This is a genomic window from Pseudomonas lini (genome assembly GCF_964063345.1).
GTDB lineage: Bacteria > Pseudomonadota > Gammaproteobacteria > Pseudomonadales > Pseudomonadaceae > Aquipseudomonas > Aquipseudomonas lini_B.
Map to the genome: position 1 here is coordinate 6,523,409 of NZ_OZ061318.1, position 17,538 is coordinate 6,540,946.

Below are 17,538 nucleotides of genomic sequence, written 5' to 3' on the forward strand. Positions count from 1 at the left end.
CTGACACGCCCTCATCGCGGGCAAGCCCGCTCCCACAGGGATTGCACCAAGCCCCCTCGCCTGCGTTAAAACTGCCAATTGAGACTCAGCCCGACGCCGTGGCTCTTCTCGCGGCTGGCCAGTTGGCCGGTGTAATCGAGGTTCAGCCGAACATCCCGGCTCAAGGCCAGGCTGGCATGGGCGCCCACCAGCGCCGCATCGCGAACCAGCGGCGAGCTTTCCACCACGAACGGAGTGCCACCGCTGGCAAACGCCAGGTGTTCCTCGGAATCGGTGTTGCTCAGGTTGTGCTGCCAACCGAGGCTGCCGCTCAGGTCCAGCTGTTGCTGTCCGGACAGCGTTACCGTTTTCAGTGCGCGTATACCCAGTGTGCTGAGTACCGCGTCACGCCGCTCGCCACTGCTTTTGAGCGCAGCGGCGTCACCTTTTTCGGTGAAGCCCTCGGTATCGAGGTGCACGTAAGCCAGGTTGGCGAACGGTTCCAAGGCCAGTGCTTGCAGATTCAGGCGATAGGCCGCTTCGCCGAACACCTGGGTGGTCCCGGCATCGACCTTGGCTTTCTGTTTGGCGCTGACGTCAGCGTATTGCAGGTCACGTTTGACATCGGCCCGATGCCAGCTGTAGGCGCCGCCGGCACTCAGGTGCCAGGCGCCCATTTCGTGGCCGGCATAGGCGCCCAGGTGATAGCTGTCGACCTGCGCTGATGAATGAGTTCCGGAGCCCATGCTGACCGAGCTGTCGCTGTAGCCGGCGACCAGGCCTACACGGGTTTGGTCATCCACCGCACCATCGACACCGGCCAGCAAACCGCCAATCGAGGTGGTGTAGCCGGCGGTGTCATGGCTGTCATCGGTCTTGCCCCAGGCGCCCAATGCCTTGATCCAGCCATTGCTTTGGGAACCGTTGGCTTCATTGAGACGCTCACCTACCGCGTCACGCAGATAACGACTGTCATTGATCAACACCGAACCCAGCGCTGGGTAGATTTCCCCCGACAGCTGCTGAAAGGCCTGTTGCGCCGAACTCGCGGTCGGCGACAGCAGCAGACTTTCGTACACCGCGTTACCCGCGCCAAGCCCTTCCGCTGCGGCCGCGACGGCACGCTGATTCGGCGTTTGCCCGACGCTGGCGAAGGTTGTGGCGTTACGCTCCACGCTCAGCTGAATGCCGGTCGCGGCGTAATCCAGGCTGCCGCCGATGAACAGGTAGTTGGGCAGCACCGCGCCGAACTGGCCTTGAATCCCGCCCGCCGCTTGCAAGATGTTGTACTGATTGCCCAACAGGCTTTGAACTTGTTGGGTGCTGAGCAAGGTCGGGCTGTTTTCCAGGGACAGGCTCACGGTGGCGCCACTGATCGTGGCCGTACCGCCCGCAATAATCTGGTCGCTGCTGGTGGGTGACAGTTCGACGGCATAAGTCGAACCCGGCGCAAATGTCACATCGCCGCTGACTTGCAACGTACCGATTGAGTTTCCGGGCGCCACGGTGCCACCGGGGTTGGCAGTCAATGCAGCGATTCGTCCGTTACCGCCGAGGGTGCCGCTGTCATTAACAGTCACCGCCGATGTCAGCGAGCCGTTCACCGTCAGTAACCCACCGTTGACGGTGGTCGGGCCGCGATAAGTGTTGTCGCCAGTGAGCATCAACCGCCCCGCACCGGACTTGATCAGGCTGCCTTCGTAGACTCGGTTGGCGGCGGCGGAGTCGCGAGCGGTGCCCACCGCATAATCGGTCTGATCCTGCTGACTGGCACCGGCCGGGACACCGTTCTCCCAGCCCTTGTCCTTCAACGTCTGTCGCCAGGCGCTGCGTTCGGCGGCGTCTTCGGCCTGACGCTGAATCAGCGCCTTGTCCGAAATGTCATTGCTCCAGACATCGCTTTGCCCGGTCCCCAGATTGGCATTGAACGACCCGAGCAATTGCCCCGGCCCGCGCATCGCCCGCTCAAGGTTGACCACGCCCCAACCGATGCGGGTGCTCGGTGCGTCGGTGACCGAACCGTCGAGCTGGGTCGCGGTGGTCAGCAGCACTTCCAGCGCCTGCTGATTGTTCATGTACGGATAGCGTTCCATCACCAGCGCCAGTGCCCCGGTGGCATGCGGCGCGGCCATGGAGGTGCCGGACTTGATCGCGTAACCGCCGCCGGGAATGGTGCTGTCGATCTTCGCGCCCGGCGTGGTGATGCACCAATACTTGGCGATCCCGCACTGGTTGTATTTCTGCTGGTTGCTTTGATCCAGCCCCGACACTGCCAGCCAGTGGCCCTCCAGGTCCGGCTGAAAATACGGCAAGGCCGAACGCACGCTGGCATTCGGGTAACCGCTGTTGCCGGCGCTGAACACGTTGATCACGCCGCGGCGCGAAACGTCGGCGGCGGCATCGAGCCAGGTGCCTTTGTTCCAGTGCTGGGCGTAAGCAGCGTGCAGGTCGTCGAGGGTTCGGTAACTGACGTCCGGCGGTTGGCTGCCCCAGCTGTTGTTGATCGCGCGAACACCGGCATCTGCCAGGGCGTTATAGACCGCTGCGAAATAGCGCGGATCGGGGCTGGGGCCGAACAGGAAACTGTCGTTCTTGTTGGTGTTGCCGACGTAGATTTGCGCGTTGTACGCCACGCCGTGCATGCCGGTGCCATCCCGGGAAGCGCCCATGGTGCCGGTGACGTGGGTACCGTGAGAGTCGTTGTTGGTGTTGAGTGTGCCGTCGATGTTGAACGCTGAGCCGTCGACATAGCTGCCGCTGGCGGTCACTGCGTGATAACGGTCGGCGGAAAATTCGGGATGGCTGGAATCGAAACCGGAATCCAGCGCGCCGATTTTCACGCCCTTGCCGGTGATGCCGGCGGCATAGGCTTGATCGGCCTGCATGCGCGCCAGGCCCCAATCGCGCTGGAACTCAGTCGAGCGCCAACTGGCGGGGTCGCCGGGTTTGCCGGTTTCCAGGTAAAGCGCCTGGGCTGAGCCTGGTACCGATGAAATCAAGAGCAATAGCGTGCCGACCGACATCGGCTTGATCTGTACGTCCATGTTCATGACTCTCGCTTTTTTGGCGTTTTTAGAGTTGTAGTCCCCAGTCCTGGGGCGATATTTCTGTGCTTCTGTGTTTTTGTGGCGAGGGAGCTTACTCCCGCTGGACTGCGAAGCAGGCCCAATGGCGGTTGCTGCGCAACCGAACGGGAGCAAGCTCCCCCGCCACAATGTTTTCTAACCGTTATTGAGCTTTCGGGCCCTGGCCGAAGGCCTCATCCACCTTGGCCAGGTCCTGCTCGCTCAAGGTGCCGGCGTAGTAGTGCAATTTGGTCCAGGCCATCAAATAGTCGTAGCGTGCCTGGGCCAGATCCCGGCGGGTGGTAAACAGTTGTTGTTCGGCGTTCAGCGCATCGAGGTTGACCCGTTCGCCGCCCAAAATGCTTTGCTTGGTCGAAACCACCAGCGCTTCGGCCGACACCAATGCCTTCTGATAAGCCCGCAATTTATTGACCCCCGACAGGCAGGCACTGAACTGACGGCGCAGCTGGATCAGGGTTTCCCGGGTCTTGCCGTCCAGCTCGTACTCGGCCTGTTCCATGGTGCGGCTGGCCTGACGGGTCGAGGCCGAGACCCCGCCACCGGCATACAGCGGCATGTTGACTTCGATGCCGATGGTGTTGGTGTCGTAGCGCTGGTTGTAGGTGTTGCCGCTTTCCGATTCGTTCTGGCGTACCGAGGCGTAGGCGCTGACTTTTGGCAGGTGGCCGGCGCGGTTGCGTTCGACCTCGTAGCGCGCCACTTCTACCGCCTGACGCTGGGAGGCCAGGTTCGGGTTGTTGGCCACCGCCATCTCGTGCCAGGTGTCGTAATTGGCCGGTTGCAGGGTGAACGTCTGGAAGTTCTGATCCAGCGGCGTCAGGTCGCCAATGTCGATGGCCGGCACGCCAATCAGTGCGCCCAGCTCACGCAGGGCCGCATCCTGTTCATCGCGCGCCTCGATTTCCTCGGCGGTCGCCAGTTCGTAACGTGACTCGGCTTCGAGGATATCGGTGCGCGTGCCCTCCCCTTGGCGGAACATCTGCTCGTTCTGCTGAAACTGCTGCTCGAAGGCTTTTTTCTTGGCCCGCGCGATGTCGATCTGGTCCTGAGCGAACAGCGCCTTGGTGTAATTCTCCAGCACGCGAACCAGCAGTTCCTGGCTCTTGCCCCGAAAGTTTTCGTCAGCGAACAACGATTGCGCCACGCCTTTGCGATACGCCGAATAAGCCTCGTAGTCGAGCAGCGGCTGTTGCAGGGTCAAGGTCGAGCCGTAACTGCTGTAGTTGCGGTCTTCGGTAAAGTCTGGTCTCCCCTCATTAATTTGAGTGACCTTGGAGGTGTTGCGCCCCTTGTTGTAGTTGTAACCAATCCTGGGCAGCAGCCCGGCGCGGCCGATGGCACGGTTTTCAAGGCCTGCATCGCGCTCCTTGATGGCGCCGAGAAACACTGGATCATTGCGTAACGCTTGCTCATAAACGTCGAACGGCCCCATGGCCATCGTGCTGTTGCACGTCAGCAACGCCACGGTCGCTGCGAGCAAAGAAAACTTATTCATACAGCCGAACATCCTTATTCCTCGGTCAACGCGGAGCCTGCCCGGTCGAGCAGCGGTTTGAACAGATAGTTGAGGAGTGAACGTTCACCGGTACGCACGAACATTTCTGCCGGCATGCCGGGCTTGATCACCAGACCGTTGAGTTTCTCCATAGCCTGGTCACTGACGCTGCTGCGCAGCACGTAGTACGGCACACCGGTTTTCTCATCGACCATCTGGTCGGCGGAGATCAGGCTGACTTCACCGGGGACTCGCGGGGTACGGCTCTGGTTGAACGCAGTGAACAGAATGTCCACCGGCAAGTGCGTGCCAACTTTGTCGATCAGGTTGATCGGCAGGTGCCCTTCCACTTCCAGGCGGGTGCCTTGCGGGACGATCTCCAGCAGGGTGTCGCCCTGACGCACCACGGCGCCTTCGGTGTGAACCCCAAGGTTGACGGCGATGCCGTCGGCGGTGGCGATGATTTCGCTGTGTTGCAGGTCGAAGCCGGCGGAGGTCAATTGCTCTTCCAGGGTCACACTTTTGAGCTGCGCGTCGGCCAGTTGGCTACGGACTTCCTTCTGATATTCCTCGCTGTGCTGTTGCAGTTTCAGGCGGGATTCAAGGATGCCCTGCTCCACCCGGCCGCTTTCGCCGGTGTTCTCTGCCAACTGTTGCTGCACTTGCGACAACTGACGCTGGTAATCCATCAAGCGGTTGCGCGGGATGTAGCCGTTGTCCGCCAAGGGCTGAAGATTGCTCAACTGTTGTTGCAGGGAACTGGCCTGGGCCGTCAGGTCGGTGCGCGCGCGACGCATGCCGGCCAGTTGCGCGCTGGCGCCTTCGATGTTCGCGCGCAGGGCGGCTTGCTCACGGGAAAAGGCTTCGCGACGGCTGCTGAACAATTGCCGTTGGCCTTCAAGCACCAGGGCCAGACGCGGGTCAGGATCGTTGCTCAGCACGGCGGGGAAATTCACCTGCTTGAGATTGTCCCGTTCACTCTGCCAGCGTGCCAGACTGGCCCACGCCATGCGGTATTGCGCTTGCAGCGATTGCACGTCGGCCGCGACCTGGGTCTGGTCGAGGCGGAACAGCGGCTGGCCCTGCTTCACCACTTGGCCTTCGCGCACCAGAATCTGGCTGACCACACCGCTGCTCATCGATTGCACGGCTTTGCGCTTGCCCGAGACCACCACAGTCCCTTGCACCGGAATGCCTTGATCGAGCGGCGCGAGACTGGCCCACGTGAAGAAACTGCCGGCACCGACAATCGCCAGAATCCAGCCCATTCGGGCGAAGAAACGCGCGTCGCGCTCAGGGCGTTGGGCGATGTAGTCGTGTTCCATCGTCGCTTCGCTGTCGTCGTTCATGCGTGTGCTGCTCATACACCCGAATTCCTTGTCGTGGGCTGATACTGTCGGCTCATGCTGAGCCCGCCCGGTGCTTGTGCAGGTTTTTCACGTTGTTGCTCCTGAGCGCCTGACTGATTACCGGCAAGCGCCTTGATCACTTCCTGGCTTGGGCCGAAGGCCTGCAAGCGACCTTCGTTGAGCACCAGCAACTTGTCGGCCTGGGCCAGGGCCGAAGAGCGATGGGTGACCAGAATCACGCTGGTGCCCCGGGCTTTCATGTGCGCGATGGCGCCGGCCAGCGCGGCTTCGCCGACGGTGTCGAGGTTGGAGTTCGGCTCATCCAGCACCACCAGACTCGGATTGCCGTACAACGCGCGAGCCAGGGCCACACGCTGCTTCTGGCCACCGGACAAACCGCTGCCGTCTTCGCCAAGCACCGTGTCGTAGCCCTGCGGCATGCGCAGGATCAGTTCATGAACGCCGGCCTGTTGCGCGGCTTCGACGACTTTTTGCGGATCTGCCTCACGGAATCGGGCGATGTTTTCGGCGATGCTGCCGCTGAACAATTCGATGTCCTGGGGTAGATAACCGATGTAAGGGCCGAGGTCGTCGCGGTTCCAGCGATGAATGTCCGCGCCGTCGAGGCGTACCGTGCCGCCGAGCGTCGGCCAGACACCGACCAGCACCCGGGCCAGGGTCGATTTACCGGAGCCGGAAGCCCCGAGCACGCCCAGCACTTCCCCGGCGCCCAAGTTGAAATTGACCATGTGCAACGTCGCTGCCCGTTGCCCTGGCGGGCCGGCGCTGACTTGTTCGAACGTGATCTGACCTTTCGGCGCCGGCAGCGCCATGGCCTCATCAGCTGGCGGGTAGGCTTGCAGCAAGGCGTCGAGACGGCGGTAAGCGAGTTTGGCACCGCTCCACTGTTTCCACACCGCGATCAACTGATCGATGGGGCTCAGTACCCGGCCCATCAGGATGGAACCTGCGATCATCATCCCGGCGGTCATGTCACCCTCGATCACCAGCAATGCGCCAAGCCCCAGCACCAGAGACTGCAGGCACAGGCGCAGGGTTTTGCTCAGGGAACTGATGACCGCGCCGGTGTCGCTGGCCTGATTCTGCAAGCCGAGAAAACGCGAGTGCACCTGGAACCAGCGCTTGCGCAAGACACCGAGCATGCCCATGGCCTGAATGGTTTCAGCGTTATGCAGGTGACTGGTGGCCAGTTGGCTGGATTTCTGGGAAAACCCCGCGGCTTCGCCCAAGGGCTTTTTGGTCATTGCCTCGTTGAGGCAAGCCAGCCCGATCAGCAGTACCGCGCCTGCGGTGGCCAATACGCCGAGCCAGACGTTGAACAGAAAAATCACAAACAAATAGACCGGAAACCACGGTGCATCGAAGAAGGCAAACAGCGCCGGGCCGGTGACGAATTGGCGAATATGGGTCAGGTCGCCCAGGGATTGCCCGGCGTTGCCCTCGCCCTTGAACAGGTTGCGCTCGAAAGCGGCTTGATACACCCGCAGGTTGAAACGGCGCTCCAGTTGGCTGCCGATACGGATAACGATGAAGCTGCGCACGATCTCCAGCAGACCGATGAAGGCGAAAAACCCGACCACCATCAACGACAACATCGCCAATGTGGTTTCGTTTTGCGAAGACAGTACCCGGTCATAGACCTGAAGCATATAAATCGACGGGACCAACATCAGCACATTAATCAGTGCGGTAAAACACCCGACGCTGACCAGGATGTTTTTATAGTCACCCAGTGCCTTGAATAACGGTGCGGTGGCCGGGCTCTTCGCCATCTTCATTGGTTTTTCCTGAGGTATTAATCCTCGCCTTACTTGGCGAGGTTCCAATTAACTGTCCGCACATGGCCGAGACATTCTTTTGCCGGTTATCGCTGGCAGACTAATAACAACTATTTATGGACTTTAAAGAGTCCCGGTTATTGATCTGCTGCTTATAACTGCAATAACGGTCTTTATATTCAGCACCTGCTATCGGTCCGACGCTTTTCGCTTATTGCGCTGCGCGCGTGAGCGTGATAATCAGCCCCGACTTCAAGGTACTTTTATAAAGCCCCTCATGCTGTCGGCTGAAGAACACAATTCTTGAGCCTTCTTTACCGGTCACGGCAATGCCATCCGGCACCGGGAACCAGCCGATCGCCGACTCGTTCAGCCAGGCGCCGAGGCAGTCGGCACCCTCACCCAGGGTCTGGTTCAATTTGAGCTCGATCGAACAGACATTCGACGGTTTGTCCTGCAGCGCCTGGGACTCGGGCGAGTCTTGCGCGGAGCTCAAGGTGGCCTGCCATTTCCCGGCGAGTTCCGACGGATCGGCTAATTTAAGACTGCGAGCCATGGCTACATCTCCAAGAAACATCATCAGCGTCGCCAACAGCCACGCGGTTGCTTTGTAGGTAAAAACGTTCTGGATCATAGGGCGTTTTACTCTGGATCGTCGCTCAAGGGACAGAGAGCGGCGTATCAAACGCCACCCTCCTTTTGCCTTGAATCAGGCCGCGATGTCCGAGAACGCCGCCTGGCCAACGGTGCTGACCAGGAAGTCAGCCACGCCGTGCCCGGAGAAGTCCACCGACAACAGGCTGTTGCCGCCCGAAGTGGTCAACACTGCATCGCCTGCCGCACCGGTGAACGAGTTCACGAAGTGCAGGCCCGCGCCGTTGGTGATGCCGGTCAGGTCGATCTTGTCCAGGCCACTGACAAAATCGAGGATCTGGTCGACGGCACCTGGCTTGGAGTCGCTGCTGGCCGCGAACACAAAGGTGTCAGAACCCGAACCGCCCCACAGTTTGTCCGCACCGCCCGCGCCGAAGAGGATGTCGTTGCCGGCACCGCCCTTCAGTTCGTTGGCCACGCCGTTACCGATCAGCAGGTCGCTACCCGAACCGCCAATCGCGTTCTCGACGGTGACGCCCTTGGCAATGGACACGTTACCCACCATGCCGCCAACGTCTGAGAACGAGGCCTCATTGAGGTTGATCTTCTGGTTTTGGGTAAAACCGGAGAAGTCCAGGGTGTCCTTGCCGCCCGCATCCCAGACCGAGAACACGACTTTGTCCGACGACGAAGACGCGCTCAGGAAATCGCGACCGGCGTTGGAGTTGAAGCCGTAGGTGGTGTCACCGGTACGGGTGGTGGTGTTGGCACCGTAGAGTTTCTGGATGGCGGCGATATCGTCCATCAGCGGGCCGGATGCGTAGGCTTCCACACCACTCTTGCTGAAATTCTGATCGGTATTGCTTTCACTCCAGTAGCTCATGACGCTGTAGCCGCGGGTGTCTTCCCCGTAGGTCGCGTCGTTGTAGGTCGGTGCGCCTTCACCGGCGTTGTAGTCGCCAGGATGAGCCAGGCCCAGGGTGTGACCGATTTCGTGGGTCAGGGTCTGACGACCGTAATTGTTCAGGTCCGGCGTCTTGTTGACGTTATAGCCACTGCCTGTCAGATACCACGAAGTACCGTCATAACCTGCACCCGTGCCAGGCAGGTAGGCGAATGCCGCCGCGCCGTCCTGACCGCCGCTGTAGTTACCGAAGGTCATGTGACCGTCACCACCTGAGGACTTCTCGGTGAAGGTGACATTGGCCACGTCGGCCCAGGATTGCATGGCGAGCGCGGCTTGGGCTTTCTGTTGCGCGCTGAACTGACTGAACCCGGTGATGCCGTGCTTGTTCATGGTGCTCGACGAAGCCGAGGTCAGGAACGTGTAGGTGAGTTCGATTTTGCCGCTGCCGTCCTTGTCCTGGTAGGCAGCGCCGTCGCGCAGCAGCTGGGTAGCAGCCTCGTCGACGGAGAAGGAGGGTTTGCCATTGACCGTGAGATTGCCACCCCGATCATACTGATGGCTGAAACTATCGATCTGGTTGTAGGCGGAACTGGGAGCAGCCAGCGCTTGCAATGGCGCAAAGCCTTGTTCGGCAAGATCAATAGCGTTGTCTTTTACTTTCGACATAAACACACTTCCTTGTTTAGCAATGGAACAGTTTTTGTCCGATACGACAATCTCTGGCGAGATCGTCCTATCACTCGCCCAATGAAGGCGTATAAAAACTGACACAATTCGAAATCAAACGTCTACATTTTTTTTGACGTCAAATTGAGTGGCTCCCGCGAACTCCAGCAAACAGTACGCATGCTGTCGAAATATAGTTTGTAGTTGAAGGTTTTAGCCGGATTGTCTGACAATGTGCTATCTAAATATTAAATATAGATAAGTTGTTTTCTGTAGATGAGTTCTCATTTTTCAGGGATTCTTAATATAAGTGCCAGTGTATTGCTATCAACTTTACTTTTATTGGATGGGTATTGTTGTGACTGCTGCGCAGCCGAATGCAGCCTTCGGCTGCGGCGACAGGTCTGCAGGCGCTAGATGTTTGTAGCAGCAGTTTCCGGGACCCGGATCCCGGTTTTTCCAGCCGCCGGTGGAAACGCATGACCGTCTCGTCCGTGACCTGGGTTTGCAACGGACCATCATCATCGGCGTGAATAAAGGACTCGACGAGAAAAAACCGAGCTAGTGAGGTTCAGGCTCGGGGCTTCAATGACTCCGTGGAATACCCCGGTAATATTGGCCTTTCGCCACAAAAAGTGGTGTCTCGTGATCTGCGTCAAAAAAAAATGAACCAATCGCTAAACGGACTGAAAAAATCCACATGATTTTCACATCTGGATGCTACTTTTAAAGACAGTCACCGGTTGAGCCATTGAAGGCTCTTCCCTCCTAACATGAGCTAAAGGAAGCGCTCGATGATGAAGGTGGGCAACACATGAATGAAAGGTCTTTTAGCAAAGTCACTTTTCCCAATGCCTGCCAGCTGATGCGCTGGCATTTTCATCCCATGGGTTTCGAAGCGACCATGGATGCACCGGGCAGTATGGTTGCCCGGCTGTTCGACCGCGCCAGTGGCGAGACCATGATTGCCATTGCCGGCATTCCTTGCGCAACGGTCATGAATGCGGCGGATGTAGAACGAATCATCGAAGCTGTGGAAGATGAGCTGGCGGCGTTCATTCCACCGCAGGCCCTCAAAAGTTATGCCTGACGGCCGGCGTGCCACAAAACCTGTGGGAGCGGCCTGTGGCTATAGGGCTTGCCTGTGGCGAGGGGGCTTGTCGGAACGCCGCATCGCCCCGTTCGGCTGCGAAGCAGTCGCAAAACCGGTTGATGCGCTTTTACCTGGAGGATCGCGGTGTTTTTTTTGGGGCCGCTGCGCGGCCCAACGGGGGCAAGCCCCCTCGCCACAGGCAAGTCCCCCTCGCCACACAAGCCCGCCCCCACATGGATAGTGTTTAACCGACCTTCATCAGGGCCTGTGCCAGATCGGCGCGCAAGTCTTCGACATCCTCGACCCCCACTGACAAACGCACCAACGCATCGCCAATGCCGAGCTGCGCGCGGGTTTCTGCCGGGATGCTGGCATGGGTCATGATCGCCGGGTGCTCGATCAGGCTTTCCACCCCGCCCAGGCTCTCGGCCAGGGCGAAGATCCGCACACTCTCGAGGAAACGCTTGGCGCCGGCCAAATCACAACTCAGGTCGAGGGAAATCATCCCGCCGAATCCACGCATCTGCCGCCGCGCCAGTTCGTGCTGCGGATGCGATGGCAGGCCTGGATAGTAAACGCGCGCCACCTGAGGCTGACGTTCCAGCCATTGCGCCAGCTCCAGCGCGTTACTGCAGTGGCGCTCCATGCGCAGCGCCAATGTCTTCACCCCGCGCAATGTGAGAAAAGCATCGAACGGCCCGGCGATAGCCCCCACCGCGTTCTGCAGGAAACCCAGGCGCTCGGCCAGTTCAGCGTTCTGCCCGACCACCGCGATGCCGCCGATCACGTCGGAGTGACCGTTCAGGTACTTGGTCGTTGAGTGCAGCACGATATCGAAGCCCAACTCCAGCGGACGCTGTATCCACGGGCTGGCAAACGTGTTGTCGGCCACACAAATGATGCCTCGCTCGCGACAGGTGCGCGCGACGGCGGTGAGATCGGTAAGGCTGAGCAAAGGATTGCTCGGCGTCTCGACCCAGACCATCCGCGTGTCGTCCTGTAGCGACGCCTCGAAGGCCGCCAAGTCAGTCAGATCGACAAAACTGAAGCGATGCCCGGCACTGCGCTGACGCACCTTGTCGAACAGACGAAATGTGCCGCCATACAAGTCATTGCCGGAAACAATGTGCGCACCGGCATCGAGCAGTTCGAGCACATTGGCTATCGCCGCCAGCCCGGAAGCGAAGGCGAAGGCCCGGGTACCGCCCTCGAGGTCCGCCACGCAACGCTCCAACGCAAAACGCGTCGGGTTGTGCGAGCGCCCATAGTCGAAGCCCTTGTGCACACCGGGGCTCTGCTGCGCATAAGTGGAGTTGGCGTAAATCGGCGGCATCAGCGCCCCGGTGGAAGGATCCGGCGTCTGTCCGGCATGGATCACACGGGTGGTGAAGGCTCGTGGCTTGGCGGTTTCATCGTGCTGACTCATGCAAGGGATCTCCGCAGATAATTGAGCATATCGACGCGGGTAATCAGCCCATGGAAACCCGAGTCGTCGTCGGCGATCATCGCCACCAATCCACGGTCGAGCTTCGCCTCCAGTTCGGCCAGACTGGCGCCGGGCGGCAGGATTTCCAGCTTGTCAGTCATCGCACTGCTCACCGGCATACGGAAGTGTGACGCGTCTTCGTGCACGCCAAGCAGGATATCGGACTCGTCGATCACGCCGACCAGTCGCTGCCCGTTCACCAGCACCGGCAGTTGCGACACATCCGCCAGGCGCATGCGCTGGAACGCGGTGAGCAGCGTGTCGTCCGGCCCCACGCTGACCACCCGGCCATCTTCGAAACGCCGCGCGATCAGGTCACGCAAATCACCGTAGCGCTTGCGCGCAAGCAGGCCCTGATCGTTCATCCACTGGTCGTTGTAGACCTTCGACAGGTAGCGGGTGCCGGTGTCACAGACGAAACTGACCACCCGCTTCGGCTCGGTTTGTTCGCGGCAGTAACGCAATGCCGCCGCCAGCAATGTACCGGTCGAAGAGCCGCCGAGAATGCCTTCGGCGCGCAGCAGTTGGCGGGCATGATCGAAGCTTTCCTCGTCGCTGATCGAATAGGCCTTACGCACGCTGGACAGATCGGCGATCGACGGAATGAAGTCTTCGCCAATGCCCTCCACCGCCCAGGAACCGGGCGTGCCAAGGGTGCCGCTGCGGCTGTATTCAGCCATCACCGAGCCGACCGGATCGGCCAGCACCATTTCCAGATTCGGTTGTACGCGTTGAAAGAAACGGGTCAGCCCGGTCAGCGTGCCGGCCGAACCGACGCCGACCACGATGGCATCGACATCATGCTGAGTCTGCGCCCAGATCTCCGGCGCGGTACTGCACTCGTGGGCCAGTGGGTTGGCCGGGTTGTTGAATTGATCGGCGAAGAAGGCGTCGGGAATTTCCTGCGCCAACCGCGCAGCGACGTCCTGGTAATAATCGGGATGGCCCTTGCCAACATCGGAGCGAGTGATGTGCACTTCGGCGCCCATCGCCTTGAGGTGCAGGACCTTCTCGGTCGACATCTTGTCCGGCACCACCAACACCACCCGGTAACCCTTGGCTCGGCCGACCAGGGCCAGGCCCAAACCGGTGTTGCCGGCGGTGGCTTCGACGATGGTGCCACCGGGGCGCAGGCGACCATCGCGCTCGGCGGCGTCGATCATTGCCAGACCGATGCGATCCTTGATCGAGCCACCAGGGTTCTGCGATTCGAGTTTGAGAAACAGCGTGCACGGGCCGGTATCGAAGCGGCTGACACGCACCAGCGGCGTATTACCGATCAGTTCGAGCACGGCGGGACGGGAGTCGTTCGGCATGTCGTCACCTCGCTGCATGTATCCGCATTGGATGGACAGCGACCTGCGGCGAATCATTGCGCGCGAGTCGCAAGCAAAGCCTCGCTTTGGACCTTAGGCCGGGATTGCGTCCCCCGCAACTTTTCGCAGCCAGTCGGTACCCCTTCGCCATGCCTACCTTTGTGGCGAGCGAGCTTGCTCGCGCTGGGCTGCGTAGCGGCCCCAAACTTTTGGGAGTGCTGCGCACTCAAGCGCGAGCAAGCTCCCTCGCCACAGGTTTTTTTCGACTCAATACTCTCTGAAGGATCAGGCCGGCACTTTTCCCAGACGATGATCCGCAAAGAACGCCTTGCCCTTGCCGATCCGGTCGGAGGCCTTGGGCATGTTCGCAGCCGAGGTATCCTGGCCATCGACATACCAATAGCAATGGTTCACTGCCCGGGTGATGCCCACGTAGGCCAGTCGCAGGATCTCGTCTTTCTGTGCGCTGTCGTAAGCTTCACTGTCACCAGCCTTGCCGAGTCCGGCCATGCGATAGACCTGGTTCTTGAAGGGGGAACTGGTCAGGTGCTGGCAATCGCCCAGCAGAAACACCGCATCCGCCTGCAGGCCTTTGGCGCTGTGATAGGTCAGTTGTTTGAGCCGCCGAGCGTCGTACGGCAAGCTAGAATCCACATTAACTACAGACTGAATATGCTCTTCTATCAATGACTTATCGCTGCTTTTTCGATAAAGCATCAAGATTGAGTCGCCCTTTCTATAGTGCTCGATCAGGCGCTTAGCCATGCCCTGGTCATCCCGATCGAGCACATTCACCGGCAGCAGCGCCTTGGGTTCACCGCTGGCCTTGGCCTTCTTGCCAGCGATCGCCGGTGCCGCGCGGACGATATGCTCCGCCGCGTCGATGATGTGCTGATGGCTGCGGTAATTGTCGCTGAGCATCACTTTGGTCGTGCTCGGCGACGGGAATTCCTTGTTGAACTCCATGAAGTAAGTCGGCGAACTGCCGCGCCAGCCATAGATGGACTGCCAGTCATCACCGACACACAGCAATGAGGAACGCTGCGCGCCGCGCCCCACATGCATGGCCGGTCCGCGACTGCGGATCTCCGTCAGACTGGCGCGAACCCACGAAACGATCTGCGGCGACACGTCCTGAAACTCGTCAATCATCAAGTGCGACATTGGCCTGAGCAGCTCATCGCTCAGCAGCTTGAGGTTTTCCGGCGAATGTTCGCTGAACAAAGCGAACATCCGGTTGTAAGTCATCACCGGTGGCGATTGATCCAGCAGATGATCTTCCAGCGCTCGCCAGAACAGACTCAAGGCTTCGAAGAAGAACCGGTCCGGGTCATCCTTGGCGAAACTCATCTGGCCCACGGCTTTCGGCACATCCAGGCCGAGGTTTTCAATAAACCCGGCCGCCGCGACAAAACAGTCCAGCAACGGAGCCGAGCCGAGCTCGCCCTTGACCTTGTAATCGAAGCCCGGCCCGGCGCTGGCGTCTCCGGCAAGAGAGGCCAAAACACGCTTTGAAGATTCATAACTATCTAGCCATATCAAAGGCTTACGGCAGAAAGCTTGAAACAGAGTGCGTTTTACAGCCCACTCTGCGCGCACTGAAAGTTTGGCATTCGGACGGCTGACCTGGGGATTTTCCCGGGGATCAAAACCCAGCACCACCCAAGCGTCCAGCGTCGGAATATAGCCGTGGCAATGAAAGATCGAACCGTTGATGTCGAAGGTCTGACGATTCGGTTCGATGCCCTTGATCGGCCAGGCACCGGCGCGAAACCACAAGTCTTCGATGGTGTCGCACAGTTCTTCATCGCGCTTGGCGGCGAGTTCAGTCACCGCCATGCGTTTCTGCACGTCCGGGTGATCACGCTCCAGCTCCTTGAGCTGCAAGGCATGACGAGACAAAGGCTTGATCAACTCGCGAAAACGCTCATCGCGGGTGTGCAGGCTGTGATAGCAGGCGTTGAGTTGCTGGCGCTGGGCGTCGTTGATGCGCAGGTCAAAGGGGTTGCTGTCGACCTCCTCGTCGCCGCTTTGCACGCGGTGACTGAGGTTTTCGAAGGCTTGCAGCCGCTCGAAACCCGGCAGACTGCGAACCATCGGCAGGATGCGTGAATGGAAAGTGCGCACCAGATCGCGCGCTTCTTTAAGACTGATTCCCCGGCCCCAGACTGCAAACAGCTCGATCAGCTTATTGATGAAGTCCTTGCGCGATTCACGGGTGAAGGTCACCACGGTCATCGAGCTCAGCTCAAACCCCAGATAATGGCTGAGCAGCAGAATTCGCAGCACCAGGGTAGTCGACTTGCCCGCGCCCGCCCCGGCGATCACCGAGGTCGACGGTGTGTCGCTGAAAATCATCTTCCATTGGGCGACGCTCGGTTGGGCATGCGCGGGCAGCAGCCGCGCCACGTCGGCCTTCATGCGCTTCTTCAGCTCGGCACTCAGTGGCAGACGCCAATCGTCGAACAGATTGTCATCGACGTTGGGCGGTCGATGCTCGGTTGAGCGCGAGTCGCGAATCAACAGAACCTGCCGACCTTCCTCAAGCCCCTCGAGCTTGCCTTCCTTATAGCCGTATTCCACACCGGCGCTGTGGCCGCTGCGAAAACCGTCGGCTTGGCCGTGTAGCCAAGAGGCACGGTGTTGCGCGCGCAGACGGGTAAGGCCGTGGCCAAAGAACCGGGCAGCCAGGCGCTTGAACAAAGGCATCTCGGCCAAGGGACGAAGTTCGGGGGGAAGATCGGGGGTGTGTTGCGGCACGCTGACGGACTCCAGGGTGTGAGGCTGTTGAGGGCTATGGTGTCTGCATTTGCCGTTGAGTTCTAGTGAAATGCTTACAGGTCATTGGCTTATGCGATGAATTGAAGGCTGTATGAGAATATTTCGAGGTAATTTGATATCAACCAATTCGATTGTATTGAGGCATTTTTTACGCTTTTTATCGATGATTGCCTGATAGATGATGCTCGCCATCAACCACGGTTCTCGTTTGTGGCTCAGGCGTTCTGCCCCATGACGAACCTTTTCAGGAGACGATCATGCTTGAACTCAGACCTTTCAACTCGCTGGGCGGCGCACACCATGGCTGGTTGGATGCCCATCACCACTTTTCGTTCGCCGAGTACCACGACCCCAAACGCATGAACTGGGGCAACCTGCGGGTGTGGAACGATGACGTGATTGCGCCCGGTACCGGGTTCCCGCAACACCCGCACCGCGACATGGAAATCATCACCTACGTTCGTGAAGGCGCGATTACCCACCAGGACAACCTCGGCAACAAGGGACGCACCGAAGCGGGTGATGTGCAGGTCATGAGCGCTGGCACCGGGATCGCTCACAGTGAGTACAACCTGGAAGCAACCGAGACCCGGATCTTTCAGATCTGGATCATCCCCAACGAAGCCGGTTCGGCACCGTCGTGGGGTGCCAAGCCATTCCCTAAAGGAGAGCGCGAAGGTTTCGTGACGCTGGCCAGCGGCAAGGCCGGCGACGATCAAAGCCTGCATATTCGCGCCGATGCGCGTCTGGTGGCGGCAAATCTGAAGGCCGGTGAATCTGCGGAGTATCACCTGGACACCGGCCGTCGTGCTTATCTGGTTCCAGCCACTGGGGTCATTGAAGTCAATGGCTTGCGTGCACAAGCTCGAGACGGTGTTGCGATTGCCGATGAGCAGGTGTTGCGCGTGACCGCGATTGAGGACAGTGAGATTGTGTTGGTGGATGTGGCTTGATGGGGTAAATGCAGTGACAAAAAAAGGGGCGACC

11 protein-coding genes are annotated in these 17,538 nt (G+C 59.6%); 2 read left to right on the forward strand and 9 right to left on the reverse strand.

From position 1 onward, the window contains the following. Positions 1-65: 65 nt before the first annotated feature. The 6 genes from AB3226_RS29575 to AB3226_RS29600 form a co-directional block, all read right to left on the reverse strand. Complete coding sequence (locus AB3226_RS29575) at positions 66-3,023, reverse strand: autotransporter domain-containing protein (protein ID WP_367375882.1); 2,958 nt, start codon at positions 3,021-3,023, stop codon at positions 66-68. A gap of 184 nt (positions 3,024-3,207) precedes the next feature. Continuing rightward, positions 3,208-4,572, reverse strand: a complete 1,365-nt coding sequence (locus AB3226_RS29580) for a TolC family outer membrane protein (RefSeq protein WP_367375687.1) — start codon at positions 4,570-4,572, stop codon at positions 3,208-3,210. Positions 4,573-4,574: 2 nt separating this feature from the next. Continuing rightward, on the reverse strand, positions 4,575-5,924 hold the full coding sequence (locus AB3226_RS29585; RefSeq protein WP_367375688.1) for an HlyD family type I secretion periplasmic adaptor subunit: 1,350 nt from the start codon (positions 5,922-5,924) through the stop codon (positions 4,575-4,577). Further along, entirely contained in the window at positions 5,921-7,708 is a 1,788-nt protein-coding gene (locus tag AB3226_RS29590) for a type I secretion system permease/ATPase (protein ID WP_367375689.1), read from the reverse strand. The genes AB3226_RS29585 and AB3226_RS29590 overlap by 4 nt, the downstream gene beginning before the upstream one ends. Positions 7,709-7,919: 211 nt before the next feature. Continuing rightward, entirely contained in the window at positions 7,920-8,342 is a 423-nt protein-coding gene (locus AB3226_RS29595; RefSeq protein ID WP_367375690.1) for an AprI/Inh family metalloprotease inhibitor, read from the reverse strand. Positions 8,343-8,417: 75 nt separating this feature from the next. Further along, complete coding sequence (locus AB3226_RS29600; RefSeq protein ID WP_367375691.1) at positions 8,418-9,875, reverse strand: serralysin family metalloprotease; 1,458 nt, start codon at positions 9,873-9,875, stop codon at positions 8,418-8,420. A gap of 814 nt (positions 9,876-10,689) precedes the next feature. Between AB3226_RS29600 and AB3226_RS29605 the strand changes: the two genes are divergently transcribed. Beyond that, entirely contained in the window at positions 10,690-10,965 is a 276-nt protein-coding gene (locus AB3226_RS29605; RefSeq protein WP_367375692.1) for a DUF1652 domain-containing protein, read from the forward strand. 247 nt (positions 10,966-11,212) lie between these two features. Here the strand turns inward: AB3226_RS29605 and AB3226_RS29610 are convergent, their stop codons facing one another. The 3 genes from AB3226_RS29610 to AB3226_RS29620 form a co-directional block, all read right to left on the reverse strand. Next, entirely contained in the window at positions 11,213-12,394 is a 1,182-nt protein-coding gene (locus AB3226_RS29610) for a cystathionine gamma-synthase (RefSeq protein ID WP_367375693.1), read from the reverse strand. After that, the gene (locus tag AB3226_RS29615; protein ID WP_367375694.1) at positions 12,391-13,770 is read right to left on the reverse strand and encodes a pyridoxal-phosphate dependent enzyme; all 1,380 of its coding nucleotides are present in this window, start codon (positions 13,768-13,770) and stop codon (positions 12,391-12,393) included. The genes AB3226_RS29610 and AB3226_RS29615 overlap by 4 nt, the downstream gene beginning before the upstream one ends. A gap of 285 nt (positions 13,771-14,055) precedes the next feature. Then, positions 14,056-16,530, reverse strand: a complete 2,475-nt coding sequence (locus AB3226_RS29620) for a UvrD-helicase domain-containing protein (RefSeq protein WP_367375695.1) — start codon at positions 16,528-16,530, stop codon at positions 14,056-14,058. 278 nt (positions 16,531-16,808) lie between these two features. Between AB3226_RS29620 and AB3226_RS29625 the strand changes: the two genes are divergently transcribed. Beyond that, positions 16,809-17,504 carry a pirin family protein gene (locus AB3226_RS29625; protein WP_367375696.1) on the forward strand — a complete coding sequence of 232 codons (696 nt, stop codon included), beginning with the start codon at positions 16,809-16,811 and terminating at the stop codon, positions 17,502-17,504. The last annotated feature ends 34 nt before the right edge of the window (positions 17,505-17,538 follow it).